This is a genomic window from Bradyrhizobium australiense (genome assembly GCF_013114825.1).
Taxonomy (GTDB): domain Bacteria; phylum Pseudomonadota; class Alphaproteobacteria; order Rhizobiales; family Xanthobacteraceae; genus Bradyrhizobium; species Bradyrhizobium australiense.
Window position 1 is genome coordinate 776,401 of record NZ_JAAVLX010000003.1, and the last position, 24,054, is coordinate 800,454.

General features: G+C 63.8%; 22 protein-coding genes. 11 read left to right on the forward strand and 11 right to left on the reverse strand.

All coding sequences use genetic code 11. The features are described from left to right. The first annotated feature begins 41 nt into the window (after nucleotides 1–41). On the forward strand, nucleotides 42–1,400 hold the full coding sequence (locus HCN58_RS10705) for an NRAMP family divalent metal transporter (RefSeq protein WP_171579297.1): 1,359 nt from the start codon (nucleotides 42–44) through the stop codon (nucleotides 1,398–1,400). Between the two features lie 119 nt (nucleotides 1,401–1,519). Here HCN58_RS10705 and HCN58_RS10710 read toward each other — a convergent pair whose 3' ends face one another. The 5 genes from HCN58_RS10710 to HCN58_RS10730 form a co-directional block, all read right to left on the reverse strand. After that, a complete protein-coding gene (locus HCN58_RS10710; protein WP_171579298.1) occupies nucleotides 1,520–2,299 on the reverse strand; it encodes a TIGR02186 family protein in 780 nt (259 codons plus the stop codon). After that, nucleotides 2,296–3,222 carry a sulfite exporter TauE/SafE family protein gene (locus HCN58_RS10715; RefSeq protein WP_171579299.1) on the reverse strand — a complete coding sequence of 309 codons (927 nt, stop codon included), beginning with the start codon at nucleotides 3,220–3,222 and terminating at the stop codon, nucleotides 2,296–2,298. The genes HCN58_RS10710 and HCN58_RS10715 overlap by 4 nt, the downstream gene beginning before the upstream one ends. A 227-nt stretch (nucleotides 3,223–3,449) precedes the next feature. Next, nucleotides 3,450–4,253, reverse strand: coding sequence for a COG3904 family protein (locus tag HCN58_RS10720; RefSeq protein WP_171579300.1), 804 nt, complete (start codon nucleotides 4,251–4,253; stop codon nucleotides 3,450–3,452). Between the two features lie 103 nt (nucleotides 4,254–4,356). Then, nucleotides 4,357–7,749: a tetratricopeptide repeat protein gene (locus HCN58_RS10725; protein WP_171579301.1), complete on the reverse strand. Its 3,393-nt coding sequence runs from the start codon at nucleotides 7,747–7,749 to the stop codon at nucleotides 4,357–4,359. Nucleotides 7,750–7,939: 190 nt separating this feature from the next. Continuing rightward, nucleotides 7,940–8,536 (reverse strand): PadR family transcriptional regulator, encoded by a 597-nt coding sequence (locus HCN58_RS10730; RefSeq protein WP_171579302.1) that lies wholly within the window; start codon nucleotides 8,534–8,536, stop codon nucleotides 7,940–7,942. 128 nt (nucleotides 8,537–8,664) lie between these two features. Between HCN58_RS10730 and HCN58_RS10735 the strand changes: the two genes are divergently transcribed. The 4 genes from HCN58_RS10735 (at nucleotide 8,665) to HCN58_RS10750 (ending at nucleotide 14,648) form a co-directional block, all read left to right on the forward strand. After that, nucleotides 8,665–9,051, forward strand: a complete 387-nt coding sequence (locus HCN58_RS10735; protein ID WP_171579303.1) for a nuclear transport factor 2 family protein — start codon at nucleotides 8,665–8,667, stop codon at nucleotides 9,049–9,051. A gap of 168 nt (nucleotides 9,052–9,219) precedes the next feature. Then, nucleotides 9,220–11,010 (forward strand): acyl-CoA dehydrogenase C-terminal domain-containing protein, encoded by a 1,791-nt coding sequence (locus HCN58_RS10740; protein WP_171579304.1) that lies wholly within the window; start codon nucleotides 9,220–9,222, stop codon nucleotides 11,008–11,010. 62 nt (nucleotides 11,011–11,072) lie between these two features. Then, a complete protein-coding gene (locus HCN58_RS10745; RefSeq protein ID WP_171579305.1) occupies nucleotides 11,073–12,281 on the forward strand; it encodes an acetyl-CoA C-acetyltransferase in 1,209 nt (402 codons plus the stop codon). A gap of 153 nt (nucleotides 12,282–12,434) precedes the next feature. After that, nucleotides 12,435–14,648, forward strand: coding sequence for an FAD-dependent oxidoreductase (locus HCN58_RS10750; RefSeq protein WP_171579306.1), 2,214 nt, complete (start codon nucleotides 12,435–12,437; stop codon nucleotides 14,646–14,648). A 314-nt stretch (nucleotides 14,649–14,962) separates the two neighbouring features. On the opposite strand, the gene gstA is transcribed toward HCN58_RS10750, so the two are convergent. Beyond that, on the reverse strand, nucleotides 14,963–15,580 hold the full coding sequence (gene gstA, locus HCN58_RS10755) for a glutathione transferase GstA (protein WP_171579307.1): 618 nt from the start codon (nucleotides 15,578–15,580) through the stop codon (nucleotides 14,963–14,965). Between the two features lie 282 nt (nucleotides 15,581–15,862). On the opposite strand from gstA, the gene HCN58_RS10760 reads away from it, so the two are divergent. The 3 genes from HCN58_RS10760 to HCN58_RS10770 all read left to right on the forward strand — a co-directional run bounded on the left by HCN58_RS10760 (nucleotide 15,863) and on the right by HCN58_RS10770 (nucleotide 18,576). Further along, entirely contained in the window at nucleotides 15,863–16,351 is a 489-nt protein-coding gene (locus tag HCN58_RS10760; protein ID WP_028348008.1) for a MarR family winged helix-turn-helix transcriptional regulator, read from the forward strand. A gap of 96 nt (nucleotides 16,352–16,447) precedes the next feature. Continuing rightward, nucleotides 16,448–17,818, forward strand: a complete 1,371-nt coding sequence (locus HCN58_RS10765) for a glutamate--cysteine ligase (protein ID WP_171579308.1) — start codon at nucleotides 16,448–16,450, stop codon at nucleotides 17,816–17,818. Between the two features lie 200 nt (nucleotides 17,819–18,018). Further along, nucleotides 18,019–18,576 (forward strand): PAN domain-containing protein, encoded by a 558-nt coding sequence (locus tag HCN58_RS10770; protein WP_171579309.1) that lies wholly within the window; start codon nucleotides 18,019–18,021, stop codon nucleotides 18,574–18,576. A gap of 138 nt (nucleotides 18,577–18,714) precedes the next feature. On the opposite strand, the gene HCN58_RS10775 is transcribed toward HCN58_RS10770, so the two are convergent. The 5 genes from HCN58_RS10775 to HCN58_RS10795 all read right to left on the reverse strand — a co-directional run bounded on the left by HCN58_RS10775 (nucleotide 18,715) and on the right by HCN58_RS10795 (nucleotide 22,513). Continuing rightward, nucleotides 18,715–19,287: a nucleotidyltransferase family protein gene (locus HCN58_RS10775; protein ID WP_171579310.1), complete on the reverse strand. Its 573-nt coding sequence runs from the start codon at nucleotides 19,285–19,287 to the stop codon at nucleotides 18,715–18,717. A 108-nt stretch (nucleotides 19,288–19,395) separates the two neighbouring features. Next, nucleotides 19,396–19,737 (reverse strand): MmcQ/YjbR family DNA-binding protein, encoded by a 342-nt coding sequence (locus HCN58_RS10780; protein ID WP_171579553.1) that lies wholly within the window; start codon nucleotides 19,735–19,737, stop codon nucleotides 19,396–19,398. Between the two features lie 105 nt (nucleotides 19,738–19,842). After that, a complete protein-coding gene (gene lepB / locus HCN58_RS10785) occupies nucleotides 19,843–20,616 on the reverse strand; it encodes a signal peptidase I (RefSeq protein ID WP_210265967.1) in 774 nt (257 codons plus the stop codon). Between the two features lie 14 nt (nucleotides 20,617–20,630). Next, nucleotides 20,631–22,055: a metalloprotease TldD gene (gene tldD / locus HCN58_RS10790; RefSeq protein ID WP_171579311.1), complete on the reverse strand. Its 1,425-nt coding sequence runs from the start codon at nucleotides 22,053–22,055 to the stop codon at nucleotides 20,631–20,633. 41 nt (nucleotides 22,056–22,096) lie between these two features. Next, the gene (locus tag HCN58_RS10795) at nucleotides 22,097–22,513 is read right to left on the reverse strand and encodes a winged helix-turn-helix transcriptional regulator (protein WP_171579312.1); all 417 of its coding nucleotides are present in this window, start codon (nucleotides 22,511–22,513) and stop codon (nucleotides 22,097–22,099) included. Between the two features lie 149 nt (nucleotides 22,514–22,662). Between HCN58_RS10795 and HCN58_RS10800 the strand changes: the two genes are divergently transcribed. From HCN58_RS10800 to HCN58_RS10810, 3 genes are all read left to right on the forward strand, one after another. Then, nucleotides 22,663–23,055 carry a DoxX family protein gene (locus tag HCN58_RS10800; protein WP_171579313.1) on the forward strand — a complete coding sequence of 131 codons (393 nt, stop codon included), beginning with the start codon at nucleotides 22,663–22,665 and terminating at the stop codon, nucleotides 23,053–23,055. A gap of 9 nt (nucleotides 23,056–23,064) precedes the next feature. Further along, nucleotides 23,065–23,208 carry a hypothetical protein gene (locus tag HCN58_RS10805; RefSeq protein ID WP_171579314.1) on the forward strand — a complete coding sequence of 48 codons (144 nt, stop codon included), beginning with the start codon at nucleotides 23,065–23,067 and terminating at the stop codon, nucleotides 23,206–23,208. A gap of 118 nt (nucleotides 23,209–23,326) precedes the next feature. Next, nucleotides 23,327–23,932 (forward strand): TlpA family protein disulfide reductase, encoded by a 606-nt coding sequence (locus tag HCN58_RS10810; protein WP_171579315.1) that lies wholly within the window; start codon nucleotides 23,327–23,329, stop codon nucleotides 23,930–23,932. Nucleotides 23,933–24,054 lie beyond the last annotated feature (122 nt).

Below are 24,054 nucleotides of genomic sequence, written 5' to 3' on the forward strand. Positions count from 1 at the left end.
TGTTCCCGTCAGCTTCGTTGTTGCTGCGGTGGATCGCTGGCATGGCAAATCGTACCCGGTCGAACAGGAAGTATCCCAAGCGTACGAACTCTGGCGATGCGAAGGCGGCTGCAAAGGCCGGGGCCGCACGGCCGTTTCGCTTCCGTGACGCGCTGAAAGCGCTCGGGCCTGGCCTGATCACCGGGGCGTCCGACGACGATCCGTCCGGGATCGGTACCTACAGCGAGGCTGGGGCGCAGCTCGGTTACGGCATCGGCTGGACCATGCTGTTGACGTTTCCGCTGATGGCGGGGATCCAGGAAATCTCCGCGCGCGTCGGCCGCGTCACCGGGCATGGTATCGCGGGCAATGTGTGCCGGCATTATTCGCCATGGTTGCTCAATGTGGTGGTGGCAATGCTGTTCGCCGCCAACACCATCAACATCGGCGCCGACCTCGGCGCCATGGCGGATGCGACCAAGTTGCTGATCGGCGGCCACAGCATCGTTTATGTGGTGCTGTTCGGCGTGACCTCGGTCGCAGCGCAGATCTTCCTCGACTACAGACGCTACGTGTCGGTGCTGAAATGGCTGACGCTCAGCCTGTTCGCCTATGTCGCCGCGCTCGCCTTTGCCAAGATTTCGTGGGGCGACGCGCTCGCCGGCGTTCTCGTTCCGCGTCCGAGCTGGAGTGTCGATTATTTCACCACCATCGTCGCCATCTTCGGCACCACGATTTCGCCCTATCTGTTCTTCTGGCAGGCGTCGCAGGAAGCCGAGGACCAGCGCGTCGATTCGACCAAGCGGCCGCTGGTCGAAAAGCATTATGGCGCGCAGAAGGAATTCAACCGCATTCGCGCCGACACCATCGTCGGGATGGCGTTCTCCAATTTGATCGCATTGTCGATCATCGTAACCGCCGCGGCGACGCTGCATGCGGCCGGGAAGACCGATATCCGGAGCTCGGCGGACGCGGCTGAAGCCCTGCGTCCGATTGCCGGTGCCTTCGCTGAAACGATTTTTGCGCTCGGCATCATCGGCACAGGACTGCTGGCAATTCCGGTGCTCGCCGGCGCCGCGGCCTATGCCGTCGGGGAGGGACGGCGATGGCCGGTCGGGCTCGCGCGCAAGCCCAAGGCCGCCGCCGCCTTCTACGCGGTGCTGGCGCTCTCGGCTGGCATAGGCATCGCGTTGAACTTCACGCCGATCAACCCGATCTCGGCGCTGTACTGGAGCGCGGTTATCAACGGCGTGCTCGCCGTGCCCGTAATGGTTTTGCTGATGTTCACGGCGCGGCGCAGGGATGTGATGGACCGCTACGTCATCAAGGGGCCGCTCTATTGGCTAGGATGGCTGTCGACGGTGGCGATGACGCTGAGTGTCGTGGCGATGGGCGTGGGGTTTTTTGCCGGTAGCAAGTAATCGAGCCACACACTCCGACCTCATTCTGAGGAGCCGCGCAGCGGCGTCCCGAAGGATGGGCTACGGGCCTGATGGTTCGAGACGCGCGAACATGCGCTCCTCACCGTGAGGGGCTAGCCTCAATCCTTCCTAAACACGATCGAGGCCATCCATCCTGTCATCAGCGCCATGAACGCGGTGACGAGCCCGTAGACAAAACCGTTCTGGCGCGCCGTGGTCGCAACGAACTGTTCGAAGCCGACCTTGACGATCTCGAACGCGCTGTCCGTCTTGGCCACCAGTGCGCCGTCGGCGAACAGCTTGATCTCGACCGAATAGGTGCCGATCGGCACCTCTGCAGGCAGGGGAATGCCGGTGCGAAACAGTGTCGGCGTCAGGAACGTCACCGCCGAGGTCTCCTCGCGATAAAGACCATGCTGCTTGCGGAGCCGCACAAAGGCGCTGCGGAACGCATCGTCCGGCACGACGTCGGCGTAGTCGGGGCCGACGCGCTGGGTCAGCAGCACGTTGTTGAGCCCGAGCTGCTGCCGCCGCTGCACCTCGGGCGAGGCGATGGCGTCGAACGGGCGGTTGGAAAACAGCGCCAGGTAGGTCGGCACTTTGAGGAACTGCCGGGAGTCGGTGTTGATCCAGATCCCGAACCGGCGCTCCTTGCGGCGCGTCACCATGTCGGCGCGCGGGCCGGCAACCGTCACCACCAGGTCGTAATTGCGGCCGGGCGGCGTGGTGGCATCTTTTTCCACCGACCCGAACAACACCAGTTCCTCGCCGGAATAGTTCGGCGTCACGGTGACGCGATGGTTCGATACCGACACGATCAGCCGCTCCGCCTGCGCGGGCGGGGCCGCGAGCACCGCGCCAAGCGCAAGGACTGCGAGGATGAGGAGGCGCGCGGTCATCCGCCGCCTCCGGTTTCCCTGATCGTGAAGAGATCCTCAGGCCGGATCACCAGCTCGACGGCAAAACGGACGCCGACGGCGAGTACCAACAGACCGAGCAGCAGCCGCAAATGTTCGCCGCGGATTTTCTGCCCGGCGCGGGCGCCGAACTGGGCGCCGGTGACACCGCCGACCATCAGGATCAGCGCCAGCACGGCATCGACCAGATGATTGGTGACGGCATGCAGCATGGTGGCGAACACCATCGTGACGAGGGTGAGCACCATCGAGGTGCCGATCACGGTCGAGGTCGGCACCCGCAGAACGTAGATCAACAGCGGCACCAGGATGAAGCCGCCGCCGATGCCCATCACGGCGCCGATAAAGCCGATGACCAAACCGATCACGACGACCGGAATGATGGACAGATAGATTTTCGAACGCTTGAAGCGCATCTTCAACGGCAGGCCATGAATCCAGACATGGCTGCCCGGGCGGCGCGTGGTGACTGGACCGCCGCGGCGGGCCCTTAGCAGCGCCCGCAGGCCTTCCCAGAACATCAGGCCGCCGACGGTGGTCAGCAGGATCACGTAGGACATCGCGATCATGAGATCGAGCTGACCGAGCGAGCGTAGCAGCGTGAAGGTCCAGACCCCTAGCGCCGTACCCAAACTGCCGCCGCTCAGCAGCACCAACGCCAGGACCGGATCGATGGCGCGCCGCCGCCAGTAGGATATCGCGCCGGAGAACGACGACGCCGCTATGTGGCTGGCGACGGAAGCGACCGCGACCGCGGGCGCAATGCCGACGAAGATCAACAGCGGCGTCATCAGGAAGCCGCCGCCGATCCCGAACATGCCGGAGACGAACCCGACCGCCGCGCCCATCGCCAGGATGAGGAAAATATTGACCGGAATGTCGGCGATCGGGAGGTAGAGCTGCACGTGCGTCTGCTTTTTGTAGCTTTGCCGCAAGAGACGGCCGAGGGGCCGCTCGGGGCATGGTTTGTCTTGTATTTTGCCGGCAGTGGAATCCGGTTCGCCCATGCACCTTTGCGTGCGCAGGGCCGGTTCCCGCGCCTTTGCTTAACTGAATTCGGAAGGATGAGGGACTAAAAATGGCCGGCAAGGCAAATTTTTGCCGTACGCGACCCCACTCGGCGACCGCAGACTCAGGGCGTTCCGAGCGAGTCGGTGACGAGGTTCATCGCCAAGGCCTGCTTGGGACTGAGCCAGCGAATGTCCCGGGTCTCGGACATCGCTTCCACGATCGAGGATGAAACCCCCATTTTGGTCATATAGCCCAACACCGCGCCTGATATCCGCTGGGCCTCTGCGACGGGGTCGTTCACGGGCCTGGTTGTGACAAACCGATGAACGCCCAGTGCCGAGCCCAACACGCCGAAGCGAGTCTTGCCTCCGGCATAGGCCAGCACGCAGGCGCTGGCGCAGTAACCGGGCTTGATGCGGCCCGAAGCGTCGGCGCTGCCGACCGCGGTCGCTAGCCCCCGCGACCGGATGATCTCGCCCATGATCACGGCCTGGTTCAGATCACCGCCGGGAGAGGCCAACAGGACGATGTCACCGGGCGCGAGATTGGCCTGGTCCAGCCTGCTACGAAACCAACTCGCCGCGGCGGGGCCGATTGTCCCGCTGACCAATAGGGCGCGGCGCGCCCGGCTCGAACCGTCGAGGTGGAGCCTATCGATCACCTCCGATGTAAGGCTTGGCGATACGTACTGGTCCTTCCAGTAATGCCAGGCCTCCGGCTGCGACAGGTCCCGGTAGGCGCGAATGCAGACACCGGAAACCAGCAGGATGAAGATCGCGATCGACCAGAAATGCCGTCTACGGCGGGGCGCCCGGACCGGCGGCGCCGGCGTCTGACCGGGCGGTATGCGCGGCGGCGCGACCGCAGGGCCCGTCGGCGAGCTGCGGAAACGATTTTCCCCGTCCTGGCTGTCGTCGGCTGACAATCGATCCTCTTCGCAAGCCGGACCCGTTCAGGATCAGGCTGACCCGAACCATTATAGATATGGATGAGGATATGGCGGCGAGGCCGCGGCATCGCAACCAGTCTTAGTGAACGGCGGCGGTGCGCTTGGTCGCAGCCGGCTTGGCGGCGGGCTTGCCGGGGGCCGCTGCGGGCGCTGAATCCCAGCCGCCGGCGGGTAATGCCACGTTGACGGCCTCTTCGGGCTGCGGCTCCACGGTGAAGGTCTGGATCGCGAGCCTCGCTGCCGCCAGCGACTGAGCGTCGAGGCGCTTGGCGATATCGTCGCGCTTGCGGCCGGCATCGGCATCACCCTGCGCGGCTGCGAGGCTGAACCATTTGAAGGATTCGGCGAGGTTCTGTTCAACGCCGATGCCGCGGGCATAGAGAATGCCGAGGTTGAACTGGCTGTCGGCGACGCCGCGATCGGCGGCTTTGCGGAACCAGAGCGACGCGCTCTTGTAATTGGCGCCTTTGCCACCGCCATCGGCATCGAGCACGGCCAGATTATGCATCGCCTTGGCGCTGCCGCGTTCGGCCGCCTGCAGGTAATAACGCCGCGCGATATCGACGTCCTTTTTCACGCTCAGGCCCTTCTCGTAGAAGGTGCCGAGCCGGAACAGCGCTGGCACCACGCCGGCCTGCGCCGCGCGGTCGTACCATTTGGCAGCCTCGTCGAGATTGGGGGCGACGCCCTTGCCTTCGGCAAAGCGCACGCCGACCTCGTAAGCCGCGGTCGGATCGCCTTTCAGCGCGGCGGCACGCAGCACCGGGCCGCCGATACCGTCAGGCAACCGCTCGCTCGGCGGCACCGCGATCATCGCAAGCTTGCCGCCGCCGGCCGGCATCGCCTGAATCGCGCCGGTGATATCGCTGGCCGCAACCGGGGATGCCGCGGCCTGCGGCGGGACCACGATCCGCGCGCCGTCCAGCGTGTTCGGTGCGGAAGAATTGTTCGACTGCTTCTCAACCGGCGTCGGCGAGATCATCGAGGGCGCCGGTGCCGCGGGCATTGCGGGTGCGGGCCTCGAGCTGCTCTCCGCCGGTGCGGGGGCCTGCGCCGGTGGGGTCGGCTCGCTGGACTGCTCCATCATCGGCAGTTGCAGCACGCTGCCGCTATCGAGCAGCGTCATCGCCATCTTGAAGGTGCCGAGCACGATCACGACCACGCTCGCGCCGACCAGCAGCGAGCGGATCTTGGAGGAAATGTTCGAGGCGTTCTTGTCGTCGGCCTTGGCCTTGTCGCCGCCCTTGTCCTTGAGCACGGCCTTCGCAGCCGAACGTCCGGCTTTCTCGGGCGGGGGCGCCGCGGCTGCGGCCTGCGCGGCGCGTCGCGCGGCGGCAATGAAGCTCGACGAACTGACCGGCTCCTTCGGCCCGGACGCAATCTCGCTGATCGCGTTTTGGGAAGCAGCGATCCGTTCCGACGGCGAAGACATGCGCGCGGGCGGCCGCGTGCCCGGCTCGAGCGGATGATCCGGCGGCAATTCCGGCGCGATCGCCGCGCGCGGTGCTGATGCATGCGGCTCCAGGATTTCGCTGATCGCCCGCGGCGGCAATGGCGGCGCGACCGGCGCGGCCGGCTGCACGGCATGGAATTCGCGCGGGGCGGCGTCGAAATGTCCTTGAGGATATTCTTGCAGCGCAGCCGGATTCGGCAATTCCGGTTTCGGCGGCGCCAAAGGCTGCATCACAGACTGCGTCGAGGGCTGCGCCAGGGGCGGCGTAAAGGCCTGCGGCGGCGTCGCCGCGCGCGGGGCCTCGTCGCGAGCCTCTAGCGGCGCCCGGGCGGGCTGTGGCGCGGCCGGCGCGGCGCGAACCCCGCGCAGATCGCCTTCAATCGTCGACAGGCGATCGACCACATGGCCGAGCGTGTTGTGAACGGTCTCCAGCGAGTCCTGGGTGCGGCGGTCGGTTTCCGACTGGCTGAAGCGGATGTCGGACAGTTCGCGCTTGACCAGATCGACGATGCCGGCGTCCGTCGGTGCTGCCGCGCTGCCGGAATTGCGGTTGGAATCGGCGAGTGCGACCAGGCTGGCGTGCTGACGTTCGAGAGAACGCAGAATGTCGTGCAGGCCTTCCTCGACCCGTCCGAGGTCGATGCTGGGTGCGGCGGAACGATCGTTGGAGGCTTCCAGGCGCTCCAGCAGATACGAGACGCGCTGTTCGAGATGAGCAAATGCCGACGCATTGTCGTTGCCGACCGGCATGCGGTCGAGCCGCTCCGACAGCGAGCGCAGCGCGTTTTCGACATATTCCGAATTCTCGCTTGCGGCCGGCGGCTGCCGGGATTCCAGCGTCGAGGTCAGCGCGGCCAAGCGCTGTTCGAGAAGCCCGAAGGCATCGCTGTTGCCGTCGAAGCGGGAAAGCTGGTCGACCTTGGCCGACAGCGTATGCACGTCGTCGGCGAGCCGGGCCAGCGCGTCGTTGGAGGCGACGTTGGAGACGATTCCGCGCAGCGCTGCGATCGCGCTTTCGAGCTGCTGCACCGTCGACGGATCGTCGTTCGAGCGCAGGATCAGGTCGAGCTTGGCGCCGAGGTTGCGGATCGCCTCGTCATAGCCGGTGAGCTGCTCGGCCGGCGTTAGCGAGCGCAGCGCTTCGCGGATTTCGCCGAGGGCGCGCTCGATATTGGCCAGCATCTGGCCGTCGGTGCTGTTGTGTCTGTTATCGTCGATGCGGCGGGACAGCGAGCGGATTTCGTTCTCGAGCGATTCGATCTCCCGGCGCGGCACCGCCTCAGTGATGGCCTGACGGATTTCGGCAAGTTCGCTGCGGAATGCCGCGATCGACTGCTCGATATGGTCGGGACGCTGCAGCGCCTCGATCTGGCTCGTGATCTTGATCAGGTGCTGTTCGAGCGAAGAAAAGTCCGGCCCTGCAGGCGCGGGCTGCGCAGAATGAGGCTGGGCGGCCGAAGCCGTCGGCGCGGCATAGCGCGGCGGGACCTGGCGCGGCGGCGGGCTGTCGAGTTCGTTCTGGCGCGCGGCGATTTCGGCGATCGCAAAATCCATCGACGCCTGGCTGAGCGGCGGCGCGGGACGATAGACCTGGGCTGCTGCACGCTCGACCATCTCGGTCTGACGCTGCCTTTCCTGCATCTGGGCTTGACGCGCCGGCGCGGGATTCGAAATCTGAGACAGCCGCGCATCGAGACGCGAAATGGCTTCGTTGAGCTGGCGGGCCACCGTCGGCTCGCCGCGGACGGCTTCGCCGCGGGCTGCAGGCCGCGAAATCTGCTCGATCTGCTTTGTGATTGAGTCCAGCCGCTGGTGAATGTCGGCAACATCGGGGATCTGCCGGCTCGGCATCGCCGATGCCCTGTCGGAAGGCGCGCCGAAACTCGGCGGGGCCGGTTCGCCGATGGTGGAATTGAGCCAGTCGTTCAGTGACATGCCGGCGCGGCGCGCAGCCGCCTCAGCCCTGTCGCGGATGGATGGATCGATGCCGTCAACACTCCACGATACGCGCGAATTCATGCTCTCGTCCGGTTCCGCTACGGCGCCCCACCTGCGCCATCAACCTCCCCGCGCGTCCCACCGAAGAGACAATCGTATTTTCGCGCAGGTCGCCTGCCTCGGAACTGACTTTTTCCGGTTACGGTAAAGAACGGGTTAAGGAATGGGACCGACGGCCCCAAAAGTTACCAGGAGGCCAAATCGGCCGGCGTTAGACGTTGTTTTCGCGCTTGTTGTCCTCGATGGATACGATGTTGCTCCGCTCCGCTCCGGAGGACAGCGCGGACAATGCCTCGATCGCCTCTTCGCACCATTCCGCCACGGCGCGCTCGTGGCTCAGGCCGATGCGAAGTCCGAGCAATTTGCCGACGTCGGCCGGCGGCGCCGTGCCGTCCGGGAATCGCTTGTTGAGCAGGCGTTCGTAGCGGGCGAAACGGTCGCGGTGATGTTCCAGCCGCGCCATCAGGTCGGTGCGCAACGGTTCGACGTCGACATTGTCTAGCGCATAGAGCCGGACCAGCAGGTCGTCCTTGATCGAGGCCGGAACGCTCGGCCGCGCCGCCCAGTGCCGGAGCGCGGCGCGGCCCTCCGGCGTAAGCGTATAGACCAGCTTGTTGGGCTTGCCGGACTGCACCACCTCGCGGCCCTGGATGTGGCCGCGGTCGCGAAGCTTGGTGAGCTCGCGATAAATCTGCTGGTGGTCGGCCTTCCAGAAGAATCCAATGGAGTTGTCGAATGTCTTGGCGAGCTCGTAGCCCGTCATCGGACGTTCGGTCAGACAGGCAAGGATCGCGTCACCAAGCGCCAAGACGCCAGCCTCCCGCATTTATTGTGATTTGACATTATGCATAAAGTTGCATATGCGTCAACGCGCATAAGCCGGAGAGAGGTCCATTCCCCGGTGCCCAGCCCGTCATCGCCCGCACAGGAAACATGATGACCATGAGCGGCCTCGACAAGTGGTACGGCTACATGAAGTCCCATGACACCGCGGCGCTGTGGGATCTGTTGCATCCGGACGCGATCTTCGAAAGCCCCGTTGTCCACACGCCGCAGCGCGGACGCGACATCACCTTCAAATATCTGGCGAGCGCCGAGAAGGTGCTCGGCGGTCCCGGCTTCAAATACACAGGCGAATGGCGCAGCTCGAACGGCGCGGTCCTCGAATTCGAAAGCGAGATCGAGGGCATCAAGATCAACGGCGTCGACATCATCACCTTCAGCGATGACGGTAAGATCACGCACTTCAAGGTGATGGTCCGTCCGCTGAAGGGAATCAATCTGCTGCACCGCTTGATGGGGGAGCAACTCGCCAAGCAGTGAAGGCCCGCAACCTCCGGCGCCGTTATGGCGCAATGGCTGTCCGGATATTTGCTGGCCCCGCTCACTCCCTAGGACTGCCGGAACGCGATAAGGTCTCGTTCCGGGACCGCCACGATGAATTTCATTCAAACGCCTTCGCCACCTTTTTGCCCTTGCCGGGAGAACATCATGCCGATCTACAAAGCCCCTGTGGAAGACGTCACCTTCCTGCTCAACGACGTGTTCCAGATCGATCGCTACGACAATTTGCCCGGCTTCACCGACGCCTCCGTCGATGTGCGCGAGGCGATTTTGGGCGAAGCCGCAAAACTTTCCGAAGAGGTGCTGCAGCCGCTCAACCGTGTCGGCGATCTCGAAGGCTGCAAGCGGCATGACGACGGCTCGGTGACGACGCCGAAAGGGTTCAAGGAGGCATTCAAGCAGGTGGCCGAAGGCGGCTGGCTCGGTCTGTCGGCTCCGGCGGAATATGGCGGGCAGGGGCTGCCGGTGACGCTGAGTCAGGTGGTTACCGAATTCCAGAGCGCGGCCAACATGGCGTTCTCGATGTATGGCGGCCTGACCATGGGCGCGACCGCGGCGCTCTTGGTGCACGGCAAGCCCGAGCAGAAGAAGATGTTCGTGCCGAAGATGGTGGCGGGCGAGTGGACCGGCACCATGAATCTCACGGAGCCGCAATGCGGCACGGACCTCGGCCTGTTGCGCACCAAGGCGGTCAAGCAGGCAGACGGCAGCTACAAGATATCAGGCACCAAGATATTCATCTCGTCGGGCGAGCACGACCTCGCCGAGAACATCATCCATCTGGTGCTGGCGCGCATCGAAGGCGCTCCCGCCGGCATCAAGGGCGTGTCGCTGTTCGTGGTGCCGAAGGTGCTGGTCAATGCTGACGGCTCGCTGGGCGCGCGCAACGGCGTGTCCTGCGGCTCGATCGAGCACAAGATGGGCATTCACGGCAATTCCACCTGCGTTATGAACTACGACAACGCCACCGGCTGGCTGATCGGCGAAGAGAACAAGGGCATGCAGGGCATGTTCGTGATGATGAACGAGGCCCGCCTCGGCGTCGCCGTGCAGGGCCTCGCACAATCTGAGGTCGCCTATCAGAACGCCGTCGCCTACGCGCGCGAGCGCCTGCAGGGCCGCTCACTCACGGGTGCCAAGGAGCCTGAGAAGCCGGCCGATCCAATCATTGTGCATCCGGATGTTCGCCGCGTGCTGCTCACCATCCGCGCCTTCAACGAGGCGGCGCGCGCCATGGTGGTGTGGACCGCGCTGAAGAGCGACGTCGCCCATCGCTCCTCGGACCCGAAGGATCGAGAGGCCGCCGACGACCATATGGGCCTGATGACGCCGGTCATGAAGGGCGTGATGACCGACGTCGGATTCTCCAATGCGGTGCTGGCACAGCAGATGTATGGCGGCCACGGCTATATCGCCGAACACGGCATGGAGCAGTTCGTGCGCGATGCGCGCATCGCCATGCTCTATGAGGGCGCCAATGGCATCCAGGCGCTCGATCTGGTCGGCCGCAAGCTGCCGCGGAACGGCGGCCGCGCCGTGATGGCGTTCTTTGCCGAAGTGGGCTCCTTCGCCAAGGAGCACGGCGGCGACGAGGCGATGAAGCCGTTCGTTGCGCCGCTCTCGACCGCGCTCGGCCATTTGCAACAGGCCACCGGCTGGCTGATGCAGAACGCGCTGACAAAACCCGACAATGCCGGTGCCGCCGCCACCGATTACATGCAATTGTTCGGCCTCGTCGCCTTCGCCTACATGTGGGCGCGGATGGCAAAGGTGGCGCAGGACAAGATTGCGGCCAGTGGCGCAACCCCCTATCTCAGCACCAAGCTGGTGACCGGCCGCTTCTTCATGGAGCGGATGTTGCCGGAAACCTTGGTCCATCTTGCGCGGATCCAGACCGGATGCGCCACCACCATGGAATTGGCGGCGGAAGCGTTCTGATTTTTCGACGTTTCCCGTTCGATCTGCCTATAATATTATGATCCTCATACCAGGAGGGCGTCATGCCTGAGGCATATATCTACGATCACGTTCGCACCCCGCGCGGCCGCGGCAAGGCCGATGGCGCACTCCACGAGGTCACCGCGCTGGCGTTGGCGACCGTGCCGCTGCAGGCGCTGAAGGAGCGCAACAACCTGCCGGAAGATTCCGTCGACGACGTCATCCTCGGCGTGGTCGATCCCGTCGGCGAGGCCGGAAGCGACATCGCACGCTTTGCGGCGATCAAGGCGGGTCTCGGCGAAGCCGTCCCCGGGGTGCAGATCAGCCGTTTTTGTGCCTCCGGCCTCGACGCCGTGAATTTTGCTGCCGCCCAGATCATGGCCGGCCAGCATGAACTCGTGATCGGCGGCGGCGCCGAATCGATGAGCCGCGTCGGCATCGGCGCCTCCGGCGGCGCCTGGCCGATGGATCCTTCGATGGCGGTGCCGGCCTATTTCATGCCGCAGGGCGTCTCGGCCGATCTGATCGCCACCAAATACGGTTTTTCGCGCGACGACGTCGACGCTTATGCCGTGCAGAGCCAGCAACGCGCCGCAAAGGCCTGGGACGAAGGCCGCTTCAACAAGTCGGTGGTGCCGGTCAAGGACGTCAACGGCCTGACCATCCTCGCCAAGGATGAGCACATGCGCCCGACCACGACTATGCAGTCGCTGGCGCAATTGCAGCCGTCGTTCACCGTCGTCGGGCAGATGGGCGGCTTCGATGCGGTTGCGATCCAGTCGCACCCTGAAATCGAGCGCGTCAATTACGTCCACCACGCCGGCAATTCGTCCGGTATCGTCGATGGCGCCGGCGCGGTGCTGCTCGGCAGCAAGGAAGCGGGTGCCAAGCACGGCCTGAAGCCGCGCGCAAAAATCCGTGCCTTCGCCAATATCGGTTCGGAGCCCGCGATGATGCTGACTGGTCCGGTCGACGTCACCGAAAAGCTGTTCGAGCGTTCCGGCATGAAGAAGTCGGACATCGACCTGTTCGAGCTCAACGAAGCCTTTGCCTCCGTCGTACTGCGCTACATGCAGGCGTTCGAGATCGACAATTCGAAGATCAACGTCAATGGCGGCGCGATCGCGCTCGGCCATCCGCTCGGCGCGACGGGCGCCATGATCCTTGGAACTGTGCTCGACGAGTTGGAGCGCACCAACAAGTCGACCGCGCTGGTGACGCTGTGCATCGGCGGCGGCATGGGGACAGCTACGATTATCGAACGGGTGTAACTGCCGTAGGGTGGGCAAAGCGAAGCGTGCCCACCACAGAATTCTCCGCAAGCGATGGTGGGCATGGGGCAAGCGCGCCTTTGCCGACCTTACAAAATCCGAGACACAACTGCCGCGCCTGACGTCGGCCGCCGGCATCGAGGGAGCAACAAAATGGCATTCAAGAATTTCAAGCTAGAGACCGACGCCGACGGCATCGCGCTCGTCACCTGGGACATCCCCGGACGTTCGATGAACGTGCTGGATGAGACCTCGACCACCGAGCTCGAGGAGATCCTGAAGCAGACCACGGCCGACGCCGCTGTGAAGGGCGTCGTCATCACCTCAAGCAAGGAAGCGTTCTGCGCCGGTGCCGATCTTTCCATGCTCGAGGGCATGAACAACGAATACGCCAAAGTCTTCAAGGAAAAGGGTGAGGTCGCCGCCAACCAGATGCTGTTCGACCAGAGCCGGCGCTTTTCGCTGGTGCTGCGCGGTATCGAAACCTGCGGCAAACCATGGGCGGCCGCGATCAACGGGCTGGCGCTCGGGGGCGGTTTTGAGGTGACGCTGTCCTGCCACTACCGTGTCGCGGCCGAGAACCCCAAGATCCGGCTTGGCCTGCCTGAAGTGAAGGTCGGCCTGTTCCCCGGCGCGGGCGGCACCCAGCGCGTGCCGCGTTTGGTGCCGCCGCAGGACGCCATGACGATCCTGCTCAAGGGCGATCCGGTCACGGCCGAGAAGGCCAAGTCGCTCAATCTGATCCACGCCATCGTGCCGGCCGCCGATCTGATCAAGGCGGCCAAGGACTGGATCAAGGGCGGCGGCAAGGCCGTCGCGCCCTGGGACGAAAAGGGTTTCAAGTTGCCGGGCGGTCCGGTGTTCTCCAAGGCCGGCATGATGATGTTCCCGGCCGGTAACGCCATCTATCGCCGCGAGACCTACGATAATTATCCGGCGGCGCGCGCCATCATGAGCTGCGTCTATGAGGGCCTGCAATTGCCGATCGACGCGGCGCTTCGGGTCGAGTCGCGCTACTTCACGCAAGTGCTGCGCTCCAAGGAAGCCGCGGCCATGATCCGCAGCCTGTTCCTCTCGATGCAGGAACTGAATAAGGGCGCCCGGCGTCCGCAAAACGTTCCGCCGACCAAGGTGAAAAAGATCGCGGTGATCGGCGCCGGCTTCATGGGCGCGAGCGTCGGTTACGTCTCGGCCCGCGCCGGTCTCGACGTCGTGCTGATCGACCGGGACCAGGAAAGCGCCGACAAGGGCAAGGCGCACGCGCAGAAGGTGATCGACGAGCAGATCGCCAAGGGCCGCGCCAAGGCAGGCGACCGCGACGCGTTGCTGGTGCGCATCACCCCGACTGCGGACTACGCCGCGCTCAGGGATTGTGACCTTGTCATCGAGGCCGTGTTCGAGGACCGCAAGGTCAAGGCCGAGACTTTCGCCAAGGCGCAGCAGTACCTCAAGGCGGACGCGATCTTCGCTTCCAACACCTCGACGTTGCCGATCACTTCGCTTGCCGAATCCTTCAAGGAGCAGGGCAAGTTCATCGGCATCCATTTCTTCTCGCCGGTCGAGAAGATGATGCTGGTCGAGATCATCCTCGGCAAGAACACTGGCGACGTGGCGCTCGCCGCCGCACTCGATTATGTGCGCATCATCGGCAAGACCCCCATCGTCGTGAATGATTCCCGCGGCTTCTACGCCAACCGTTGCGTCGGCCGTTACATCGCCGAAGGCAACGAGATGTTCCTCGAAGGCGTGCCGCCGGCGATGATCGAGAATTGCGCCAAGATGGCCGGCATGCCGGTCGGTCCTCTGTCGCTGTCGGATGAGGTCGCGCTCGATCTCGGCCTGAAAGTCATCAAGGCAACTGAGGCCGATCTCGGTCCCAACGCCATCAACCCGGATCAGAAAAAGCTGATGGTGGAACTGGTCGAGAAGCAGGGCCGTCTGGGGCGCAAGAACAGCAAGGGCTTTTACGATTACCCCGAGAAGGGCAAGGGCCAGAAGAGCCTGTGGCCGGGCCTCTCGGCGCTGCAGCCCAAGCAGCTCGATCCTGACACAATCGACATCGAGGAATTGAAGCAGCGCTTTTTAGTGGTGCAGGCGGTGGAAGCCGCGCGCACGGTGGAGGATCACGTCATCACCGACCCGCGCGAGGCCGATGTCGGCTCAATCCTGGGCTTTGGCTTCGCGCCATTCACCGGCGGCACGCTGTCCTATATCGACTTCATGGGCACGCGGAAGTTCGTCGAGCTCTGCCACAAGCTGGAGGCCAAATATGGCTCCCGCTTCACCCCGCCGAAACTGCTGGAAGACATGGCCGCCAGCGGCGAGACCTTCTACGGCCGCTTCCCGCCGAAGAAGCAGGCGGCGTAAGCTGCCGCTCGCGCAAATCTATCGTGGTCCCTGCGAACGCAGGGATCCATACCGCGTGATCTATCGATAGGGCAGCTTGGCCGACACCTTCTGCAGCAACAGCTCCCTGTGGCTATGGGTCCCTGCGTTCGCAGGGACGACGATGTGAGATGTTCCGCAAACAATAAGGGCCGGATCATCTCCGGCCCTTTTTTATGTTCGTCATTCCAGGGCGATGCGAAGCATCGAACCATGGTGCGCTATTGCGCACCTGAGAATCTCGAGATTCCGGGTCTGGTCCTTCGGACATCCCGGAATGACGAAGGAGTACTCACTCACGCCGCCTTCAGCAGGCCTTCCTTGGTCATTGCCTCCTGCACCTTCGGGCGCGCGGCGATACGGGCTTTGTAGGCAAGGAGGGTCGGCAGGGCCGAAAGGTCGAACTTCAATCGATCGGTCGCCCACATTAGCATGGTGAACAGATAGCCGTCGGCCACGGTGAACTGCTTGCCCATCAGGTAGTCGCGGCCGGCAAGCGCCGTTTCCAGGTACTTGAACTTGCCCATGGCGCGGTCCTTGAAGAAGGTCTTGGCGTCGTCAGCCAGCAGCGGCGAGAACATCGGCCCGAGATTCTTGTGCAACTCGGTCGTGATGAAGTTCAGCCACTCCAGCAGCTTGTAGCGGTCGGTGCTGTCGCGGGCCGGCGCGAGGTTCTTGTCCGCCGCCTTGTCGGCGATCATCTGGACGATGACCGGCCCCTCGGTCACCAGTTCGCCGCTATCGAGCGCCAGCACCGGCACCTGGCCCTTCGGGTTGACCTTCAAGAAGTCGTCACCATTCTCCAGCTTCTTGGCGCGCAGGTCGACCTTGACCAGGTCATAGGCCAGACCGGCCTCGAGAAGCGCGATATGGGGGGATAGCGAGCAGGCCCCTGGGGAATAATACAATTTCATCGGGTTTTCCTTCCTCGACATTATTGGCGGGATGACTAAATGCATCTGCATGGAATAGTCAAGATTGATGCAGCTGCATTTAGTGCGGTACACTGGTCCCCGTTTCTGAGGTTCGCGAGCTTTCGCGGAGCCACCGGCGCGAACTTCGGAAGCAAGAGGGGCACCAGCAAAAAGGTGATTCTAGTGCCGCTTATAGATTTGAAGTTCCTGCACGATCTCGCGGCAGGCAGTATAGGAACTTCAAATCGGCGGCACTAGCCTGTGACAGATACGGACCGGACCATGAAACGCAAACCATCGACCGAGGCGACCGCCGCCTGGATCCGCCTGATGCGGGTGCAGAGCCGGGTGCTCGATGCCGTCGAGCAGGATTTGAAGAAAGCGGGCTTTCCGCCGCTGGCCTGGTATGACGCGCTATTGGAGCTGTCGCGGGCCCCGTCCGGCGAGATGCGCCCTGTGGAGCTGGAAAAGCAGATGCTGATCCCGCAATATTCCACCTCGCGGTTGATCGATCGCCTGGTCGACGAGGGCCTGGCGGCGCGGCGCGAATGCAAGATCGACAAGCGCGGCCAGTTCGTGGAGATCACCGAGGCCGGGCGCGAGTTGCAGAAGAAAATGTGGGGCGCCTATTCGGCGGCGATCGAAAAGCACGTCGGCTCCAAATTGTCCGATGCCGACGCCATGAAGCTTTGCGGTCTGCTCGACCGGCTGGGCTGCTCCTGCTCCGACGTCAAGGCGGCCGCTGCCCGCGACGGCGTGCCGGCGCGATGACGTCTCTGATACGTTTCGTTGGTGCGGGCGACACCGTCCGCACCCCTTCAGCCACACGGCGCGTTCGGTCGAATCGCCAGATATCCGGATTTCTTCATGGCGCGTGACCAGATCGATATGACGCCGCTGCAATCGCGTGACGAACTCGTCGCGTGGTTTGAGGCCGGCATCAAGCAGCCGTCCGAGTTTCGCATCGGCACCGAGCACGAGAAAACCCCGTTCACGCTGGAGGGCCGCCAGCCCGTGCCGTACGAGGGGGCGCGCGGCATCGGCGCGCTGCTCGAAGGCATGCAGCTTTTGCTCGGCTGGGAGCCGATCATGGAGAACGGCAACATCATCGGCCTCTATGACGTCACCGGGGGCGGCGCGATATCGCTGGAGCCGGGCGGGCAGTTCGAATTGTCGGGCGCCCCGGTCGAGACGGTGCACCAGACCCAGTCGGAGCTGATGGCGCATCTGGCGCAGGTTCGCGAGATCGCGACGCCCTTGGGAATCGGCTTTCTCGGGCTCGGCATGACACCCTCCTGGGCGCGTTCGCAGATCCCGGTGATGCCCAAGGGTCGCTACCAGATCATGACCAACTACATGCCGAAGGTCGGCCAATACGGCATCGACATGATGTACCGGACCTGCACCGTGCAGACCAATCTCGACTTCTCCTCCGAAGCCGACATGGTCAAGAAGCTGCGGGTGTCGCTGGCGCTGCAGCCAGTGGCGACCGCTTTGTTTGCTAATTCGCCGTTTACCGAAGGTAAGCCCAACGGCTTCCTGTCGTTCCGCTCCGAGATCTGGCGCGACACCGACAATGCACGCTCCGGCATGTTGCCATGGGTGTTCGAGGACGGCATGGGATTCGAGCGCTGGGTCGATTACGCGCTCGACGTTCCCATGTACTTCGTCAAGCGCGGTGACACCTATATCGACGTCGCCGGCTCCTCGTTCCGCGCCTTCTTCGAGGGCCGCAACAATTCGCTTCCCGGCGAACGTCCGACCTTGTCCGACTGGGCCAACCATCTGTCGACGATTTTCCCGGAAGTCCGCCTCAAGCGCTATCTGGAAATGCGCGGCGCCGACGGCGTGCCGTGGGGCCGGCTGCCGGCGCTGCCGGCATTCTGGGTCGGCCTGCTGTACGACAATATTAGTCTCGATGCGGCCTGGGATCTGGTCAGCCACTGGACCGCGCAGGAGCGTCAGGCGTTGCGCGACGACGTGCCGCGCTTCGGCTTCAAGGCCAGGATCAAGGACCGCTATCTGTTCGAGATCGCGAAGGAATGCCTGAAGCTGTCGCATGCCGGCTTGCGGCGGCGCAACCGCGTCGACCATTCCGGCCGCGACGAGAGCCGCCACCTCGAACCGCTGGAGCGCATCCTCGAAGCGGGCCGCACGCCGGCGGAAGAGATGCTGGATAAGTTCAACGGGGCCTGGGGCGGTTCCGTGGAGCCGGTCTACCAGGAATACGCGTTCTGATTAAGCGGGTTGCCTGGCCTTCGGGCCGTTCATCCGCTGTACAGGTTGATGGCGCTCAAATGACGGTTCGATGCAGCATGATCCGAACGACCGGCTGCCAGTCATTCGAAAAATCGTGCTAAATCAAAGGGCTGGGGGCGGGACGACTTTTCGACGAAAGTCATCCCTTGCTGGCAACGCGTACTCGAAAGCAACCGCAGATGAGGACTGGTCGCCTGCTCAGGGCGTGTGTGGTGACGCTCGCCTTTTTGGCGGCGGCCGTATGCGCATGCCCGGCGCTGGCGCAGGCCAATTTCGATCGTCCCGGCGGCGATTATCTCAGCGTGCCCGTGATCTCGGGCGATCCGGCGGAATGCGCGCTTGTCTGCGAGCGCGACCGGCGCTGCCGCGCCTGGAGCTTCAACTATCCGACCGGCCTGACCAGCCGCGCGGTTTGCTGGCTCAAGAGCAACGTGCCGCCGCGGGTGCAGGGCGAGTGCTGCGTCTCCGGCGTGCGCGGCGCCGGCGTGGTCGAACGGCGTAACGAGGCCATCGAGACCTCGATCGACCGATTTGGCGGCGACTACAAGAGCTTCGACCTCAAGAGCGACGATGGCGGCGACGACGCCTGCAAGGCCGCGTGCGCCGCCGACAACAAATGCCGCGCCTGGACCTATGCGCGGCCAGGCTATGCCGGCAAGGAGGCGCACTGCTTCCTGAAGAAGGACATTAAGCCGCCGCGCCGCAAGGCGGGGTTTACCTCGGGGGTGGTGAGGTAGCGCCGCATCCACCGCCGTCGTCCCCGCGCATGGGGACCGATAACCACGAATGCTTGTTGTGTGCTGGTTTGTGGCCTTAGGTTTCGTAAGCACAAAGATCAGTGGTTATGGGTCCCTCGTGCGCAGGGACGATGATTGTTACGGTGCATTCGCCGGCAGCACCGTGAGCTCCGGCCACAACGCCTTCCACCGCTTCGCCTTCGCTGCATAATTCGCCGCCGAAAAATTCGCACCCGGATTCGGACGCACGATCATCCCGGCGACATCGTCGTAGCCGTTCGGCGCATAGACCTCATAACCATCCCGCGTGCGCCGGATTCCAATCTGCGTGTTCTTGGTGAGGAATCGGTCGATACCCTCCGCCGAGCATCGCAGCTCCGGGTAGGGCAGCCCGTGCTTCTCGGGGTACCAGAGATGAACGCGCGCCTGGTTGCGCGCCTCGACCGCGATGCCGCGTCTTGCAAATCGCTCCGCCAGGGTCCGAATGACAGCATCCTCGGCTTCCCACGACGTATCGGGATCGAAATAGAACACGTCGTAATCGTTGATGCCGTAATCGACCGTGCGCTTGGTCAGCACGTTCCACACCGTCTGTACCAGACAGCCGGAGACCAGCCATGCGTCGGGGAGCGCCAGCTCGAACAATTGCTCGGTGATGATTTCGTTGATGGGGTTGCGCAGAGCGGCGGTGATGAATTGGTCTCTGTCCATAGGGCACGCCGCCGTAGGCTGGGCAAAGCGAAGCGCGCCCACCATGTTCAAGTTGCGAGCTGGATGGTGGGCACGGCGCAAGCTCGCACCTTTGCCCGCCTACAAATTCTACAAGTTAGCGTCGTACGCCTTCACCGCCTTCTTCGACGCCAGCATGCGCCAGTGCCGGCGCATCAGCGGCTCGACGGTGGCACGGCTGGCCTTCGAGAGGCGGATCAGCACGATTGGATAATCGCGGTAGTGATCGGTGAAGTAAAATGTCTTCGGCTGGCTTTCCACCAGCATCTCGCGCTCGTCCTGCGGCACGCTCGGCATCACCAGGCTGTCGCCGTCTTCCTTCAGCCGCACGAGCATCTTCTTGCGCACCTTCAAGGCCGGCGTGCCGTAGGAAGTGCCGTCCTCGACCTCCGGCCAGGCCAGTGCGATTTTTCTGACGTCGTCGAAGGTCATGGCGGCGAAGAATGTAGCCCGGATGCAGCGCAGCGAAATCCGGGGAAACTGCATCCGCCGGCGAGCATGTCCCGGATTGCGCTTCGCTCCATCCGGGCTACGTCCTCAACGCACGGACGTAAAAAACCGCGCCAGCCGGAATCCGGACAGCCAGGTCCATACCGGCTGGCTGCGCATGCCCAAATCCCAGGAGCCGACCACGGCGTCGGCGCGGCCGATCAGATTGTCGATCGGCAATAGTCCCACGCCGCCATCGCGCACCAAGACGCGGCTGTCGGCCGAATTGTCCCTGTTGTCGCCGAGCACGAACAGCTTGCCCGGCGGCACTGTCACCTCGGGCGTGTTGTCGAGCCTTCCATTGTCGCGCATCTTGAAGATCGCGTGGCTGACGCCGTTCGGCAGCGTCTCGACGAAGCGGTAGGCCCGTTCGGTGTTGCCGCGATCGTCCTCGGCCTGGTCTACACCGTCCGGCTTCAATGTCGCGGCATGGTCGTTGATGAAGAGCTGACCCTGCCGCAACTGAATGCGGTCGCCCGGCAATCCCACCACGCGCTTGACCCAGGCCTGCGAACGGTCACCCGGCCAACGGAACACGACGACGTCGCCGCGCTTGGGCGTTTCGCCGAAGAGACGGCCGGTTTCAGGCAGCGTGATCTGGATCGGCAGCGACGCCGCGCCGTAGCCGTAAGGATATTTCGAGGCGAGCAGCGCGTCGCCGATCAGAAGCGTCGGCTCCATCGAGCCTGACGGCACGTAGAACGGCTCGGCGATCGCGCCCTTGGCGATGAAGACGACAGCAACGATTGCCGCCAGTTGCACCGCCTGGGCGCGCCAGCTCGCTACCTTGCCGAGAGAGGTGTCCTTTTGATCACCCGCCAATTTCTCGTCGCTCACTAACCCGTTCCTCCGACCGTGATCTTTTCCATCCGCAGCGTCGGCTGACCAACGCCGACCGGCACACCCTGGCCGTTCTTGCCGCAGGTGCCGATGCCGGTATCGAGCGCGAGGTCGTTGCCGACCATGGTGATTCTGTGCAGGTCGGTAGGCCCGTTGCCGATCAGCATTGCGCCCTTCAGGGGCGCGCCGAGCTTGCCGTTCTCGATCTTGTAAGCCTCGGTGCACTGGAACACATATTTGCCCGAGGTGATGTCGACCTGGCCGCCACCGAAGTTGGCGGCATAGACGCCGTTCTTCACTGACGCGATGATCTCGGCCGGGTCGCGCTCGCCGGCCAGCATGTAGGTGTTGGTCATGCGCGGCATCGGTACATGGGCGTAGCTCTGGCGGCGGCCGTTGCCGGTCGGCTTCATGTTCATCAGCCGCGCGTTCTGGCGGTCCTGCATGTAGCCGACCAGAATGCCGTCCTCGATCAGCACGGTTCGGTTGGTCGGCGTGCCCTCGTCGTCGATCGAAAGAGAGCCGCGCCGCGACGCCATGGTGCCGTCGTCGACGACGGTGACACCCTTGGCCGCGACCTGCTTGCCCATCAGCCCGGCAAACGCCGAAGTCTGCTTGCGGTTGAAATCGCCCTCGAGGCCGTGACCAACGGCTTCATGCAGCATCACGCCGGGCCAGCCGGCGCCCAGCACCACGTCCATTTCGCCGGCCGGCGCGGGGACCGATTCCAGATTGACCAGCGCCTCGCGGATCGCGCCGTCGGCGGCCTCGCGCCAGGCCTTGGTCTCGATGAAGCGCGCATAGCCCTCGCGGCCGCCATAGCCCTTGCTGCCGCTCTCCTGGCGGTCGCCTTGTCCCGCCACCACAGAAATATTGACGCGCACCAGCGGGCGGATGTCGCGATAGCTTTCGCCATCCGGGCGAAGGATCTCGACCACCTGCCAAGTGGCTCCTAAGCTGATGGAAGCCTGCCGCACCCGCGCATCCTTGTCGCGGACATACGCGTCGATTTCGGCCAGCAGCTTTACCTTCGCCTCGAAGCCCGGCGCGTCCAGCGGATTCTCGTCGCCATAGAGCCGCACATTGGTATGCGCGGGCGCGGCGGCAAAATTGCCGCTGTACCCGCCGCGCACCGCCGCGACCGCATCCGCCGCGCGGATCAGCGCCGGCAAGGATACGTCCGACGAGTGCGCGTAACCAACCGCATCGTCCTTGACGGCGCGCAGGCCAAAACCCTGCGAGGTATCATAGGTCGCCTGCTTCAGCCGGCCGTTGTCAAAACCGAGCGCTTCGGTCTGGCCGTACTCCAGAAACAACTCGCCGTCATCGGCGCCCTGAAGGCCCCGCGTGATCTCGCGGCGGACAGCATCGCGGTCGAGATTGGCGCGGTCGAGCAGGGATGACCTGATGTCGTTGGACATATTCGATCCTTCTTGAAAGTCGAGCTTTGCTATCTAGGCAATCACCGCGCCGGAAGCGAGGGGTGGTCGGGTGGATGGGCGCGTCGGCCGTCGGCGTCCGCATCAGACGGATTGGGCTCCAGCCTGCCATGCGCATTGGCCCAGCGGGACAGCTCGTCGAACACGGGCTTCAGGTCCTTCGCCGCAGGCGTCATCTCGTATTCGACACGCGGCGGCACCTCGGGAAAGACGGTGCGCTTCACCAGGCCTTCGTTTTCGAGATCGCGCAATTGGGTGGTCAGCATGTGCTGCGTCACGTCGGGAATAGCGCGCCGCAATTCGCCGAACCGCCGCTTGCCTCCGACCAACTGCCAGAGGATTTCGCCCTTCCACTTGCCGGAGAGCACGCGAAGAGCGCGCTGAAGCTGCGGCGCTGCGGGGCATTCGGACGACGCCGGCTCATTAGTCTGCTTTTTCATACTACACCAGAAAAATCATCCTACTTGTCAATTTCATCTTAGTACCGAATTTTGATTTTGAAAGCCTTGGGCGCCTTAAGACTTGGACACCTTAAGGTGTTCGGCGCTTCGCGGCTGGGGGCCGTTTCTCAAACTTTCGGGAGTTGTCGATGTCGGACGTTGCTGTGCCTGCCGGGCGCCATTGGACCCATGTTGGCGTGTGGATTGTCAGGGGATTGCTGGCGCTGGTCTTTCTTGGGGCCGGGGGCGTCAAGCTCTTTGGCTTGCCGATGATGCTAGAAGAGTTCCACCACATTGGGCTCGGACAATGGTTTCGCTATTTGACCGGCAGTCTCGAGATCATCGGGGCAATCCTGCTGCTGCTTCCACGGAAGGCGGGCCTTGGTGCGCTGCTACTCATCTGCATCATGATCGGCGCGATGATCACTCACCTGTTCGTTATCGGTGGATCGCCGGTGCCGGCGATTGTCCTGCTCGCACTCAACGCGCTCGTCGCCTATTCGGAGCGCGAGGAGATTGCATCCCTCGCCAAGGCATTTTGAGCCACGGCGATGCGCCTGTCTCTCCGCCAAATAGCCAATTGGGTCGGGCTGGCGCTGACCTTCATCGTGCCTCTGGTCGTGAGGCTGCTGCTGACCGATCCAGGCTCCGCGGTCTCGAAACCGGTGGCGAAGCCCGCTTCGCCGCCGCTCTGATCTCGACCTCGCTCAACCTCCCGATATGTCGATCTGGTGCCGAGCGGGCCCGGACGCATCATCGAATTGCAGGAAGCCGGTTGGTCCTACATCCGGTCATGACAAACGGATACGCGCCATGATGCGACATCGCGGAGTAACGCGCCGTACTATGGTCACACGGCTGCTCGGGGCCGGCGCGTCGGTCGCGATGCCGGCTGCATCCAATCGCGCCCGGGCCCAAGGTCCGCCGCCATTCGCCACCGTCCGGCATCAGTTCATCCAGCTTCGTGGCGCGAGGCCTGTCCCGTCTGTGCCGATTCCGCGTCTCTCCGGAGGCACGATCGATTTGACTTCCCTCAGAGGGAAGGTGGTGCTCGTCAATTTCTGGGCGACCTGGTGTCCGGCCTGCCGGACCGAACTGCCGATGCTGGACAGGCTGGCGGCGAGCGACGTCAGGGATCTCGTAGTGATCGCCGTCGCGACGGATCGCGACCGCTCGGTTGTTGCGCCTTTCGTGAAAGGGTTGAAGCTTCGGCGCCTCGCGATCGGGCTTGATCCGGACGGGCTTGCCGCAAGAGCCGGCGCAAGCGGCCAGGCCGACACCCCGTTCGCGCTTTACGGCATGCCCATAACATTCTTGATCGGCATCACCGGGCAAGTCGAAGGCTACATCAGCGGTGAAGCAGACTGGCTTTCCATCGAGGCGCGCCGGCTGCTCGATTACTACGCCAGTGCCGGTTAATCTTACTGGGGCATGAGTCCCTCATGGTGAGGAGCGCGAAGCGCGTCTCGAACCATGAGGCCCTGTCTGTGGCCTACATCCTTCGAGACGCCCGCTCGGCGGGCTCCTCAGGGATGAAGGGT

Bases quoted from the DNA above. Each gene is read 5' to 3' on its own strand.
- HCN58_RS10765 (WP_171579308.1), top strand. From the start codon at position 16,448: ATGGCGCGTGACCAGATCGATATGACGCCGCTGCAATCGCGTGACGAA.
- HCN58_RS10780 (WP_171579553.1), bottom strand. From the start codon at position 19,737: ATGACCTTCGACGACGTCAGAAAAATCGCACTGGCCTGGCCGGAGGTC.
- HCN58_RS10770 (WP_171579309.1), top strand. From the start codon at position 18,019: ATGAGGACTGGTCGCCTGCTCAGGGCGTGTGTGGTGACGCTCGCCTTT.
- HCN58_RS10795 (WP_171579312.1), bottom strand. From the start codon at position 22,513: ATGAAAAAGCAGACTAATGAGCCGGCGTCGTCCGAATGCCCCGCAGCG.
- HCN58_RS10760 (WP_028348008.1), top strand. From the start codon at position 15,863: ATGAAACGCAAACCATCGACCGAGGCGACCGCCGCCTGGATCCGCCTG.
- HCN58_RS10740 (WP_171579304.1), top strand. From the start codon at position 9,220: ATGCCGATCTACAAAGCCCCTGTGGAAGACGTCACCTTCCTGCTCAAC.
- HCN58_RS10745 (WP_171579305.1), top strand. From the start codon at position 11,073: ATGCCTGAGGCATATATCTACGATCACGTTCGCACCCCGCGCGGCCGC.
- HCN58_RS10725 (WP_171579301.1), bottom strand. From the start codon at position 7,749: ATGAATTCGCGCGTATCGTGGAGTGTTGACGGCATCGATCCATCCATC.
- gstA (WP_171579307.1), bottom strand. From the start codon at position 15,580: ATGAAATTGTATTATTCCCCAGGGGCCTGCTCGCTATCCCCCCATATC.
- HCN58_RS10750 (WP_171579306.1), top strand. From the start codon at position 12,435: ATGGCATTCAAGAATTTCAAGCTAGAGACCGACGCCGACGGCATCGCG.
- HCN58_RS10775 (WP_171579310.1), bottom strand. From the start codon at position 19,287: ATGGACAGAGACCAATTCATCACCGCCGCTCTGCGCAACCCCATCAAC.
- HCN58_RS10735 (WP_171579303.1), top strand. From the start codon at position 8,665: ATGACCATGAGCGGCCTCGACAAGTGGTACGGCTACATGAAGTCCCAT.
- HCN58_RS10805 (WP_171579314.1), top strand. From the start codon at position 23,065: ATGCGCCTGTCTCTCCGCCAAATAGCCAATTGGGTCGGGCTGGCGCTG.
- tldD (WP_171579311.1), bottom strand. From the start codon at position 22,055: ATGTCCAACGACATCAGGTCATCCCTGCTCGACCGCGCCAATCTCGAC.
- HCN58_RS10710 (WP_171579298.1), bottom strand. From the start codon at position 2,299: ATGACCGCGCGCCTCCTCATCCTCGCAGTCCTTGCGCTTGGCGCGGTG.
- HCN58_RS10705 (WP_171579297.1), top strand. From the start codon at position 42: ATGGCAAATCGTACCCGGTCGAACAGGAAGTATCCCAAGCGTACGAAC.
- HCN58_RS10800 (WP_171579313.1), top strand. From the start codon at position 22,663: ATGTCGGACGTTGCTGTGCCTGCCGGGCGCCATTGGACCCATGTTGGC.
- HCN58_RS10810 (WP_171579315.1), top strand. From the start codon at position 23,327: ATGATGCGACATCGCGGAGTAACGCGCCGTACTATGGTCACACGGCTG.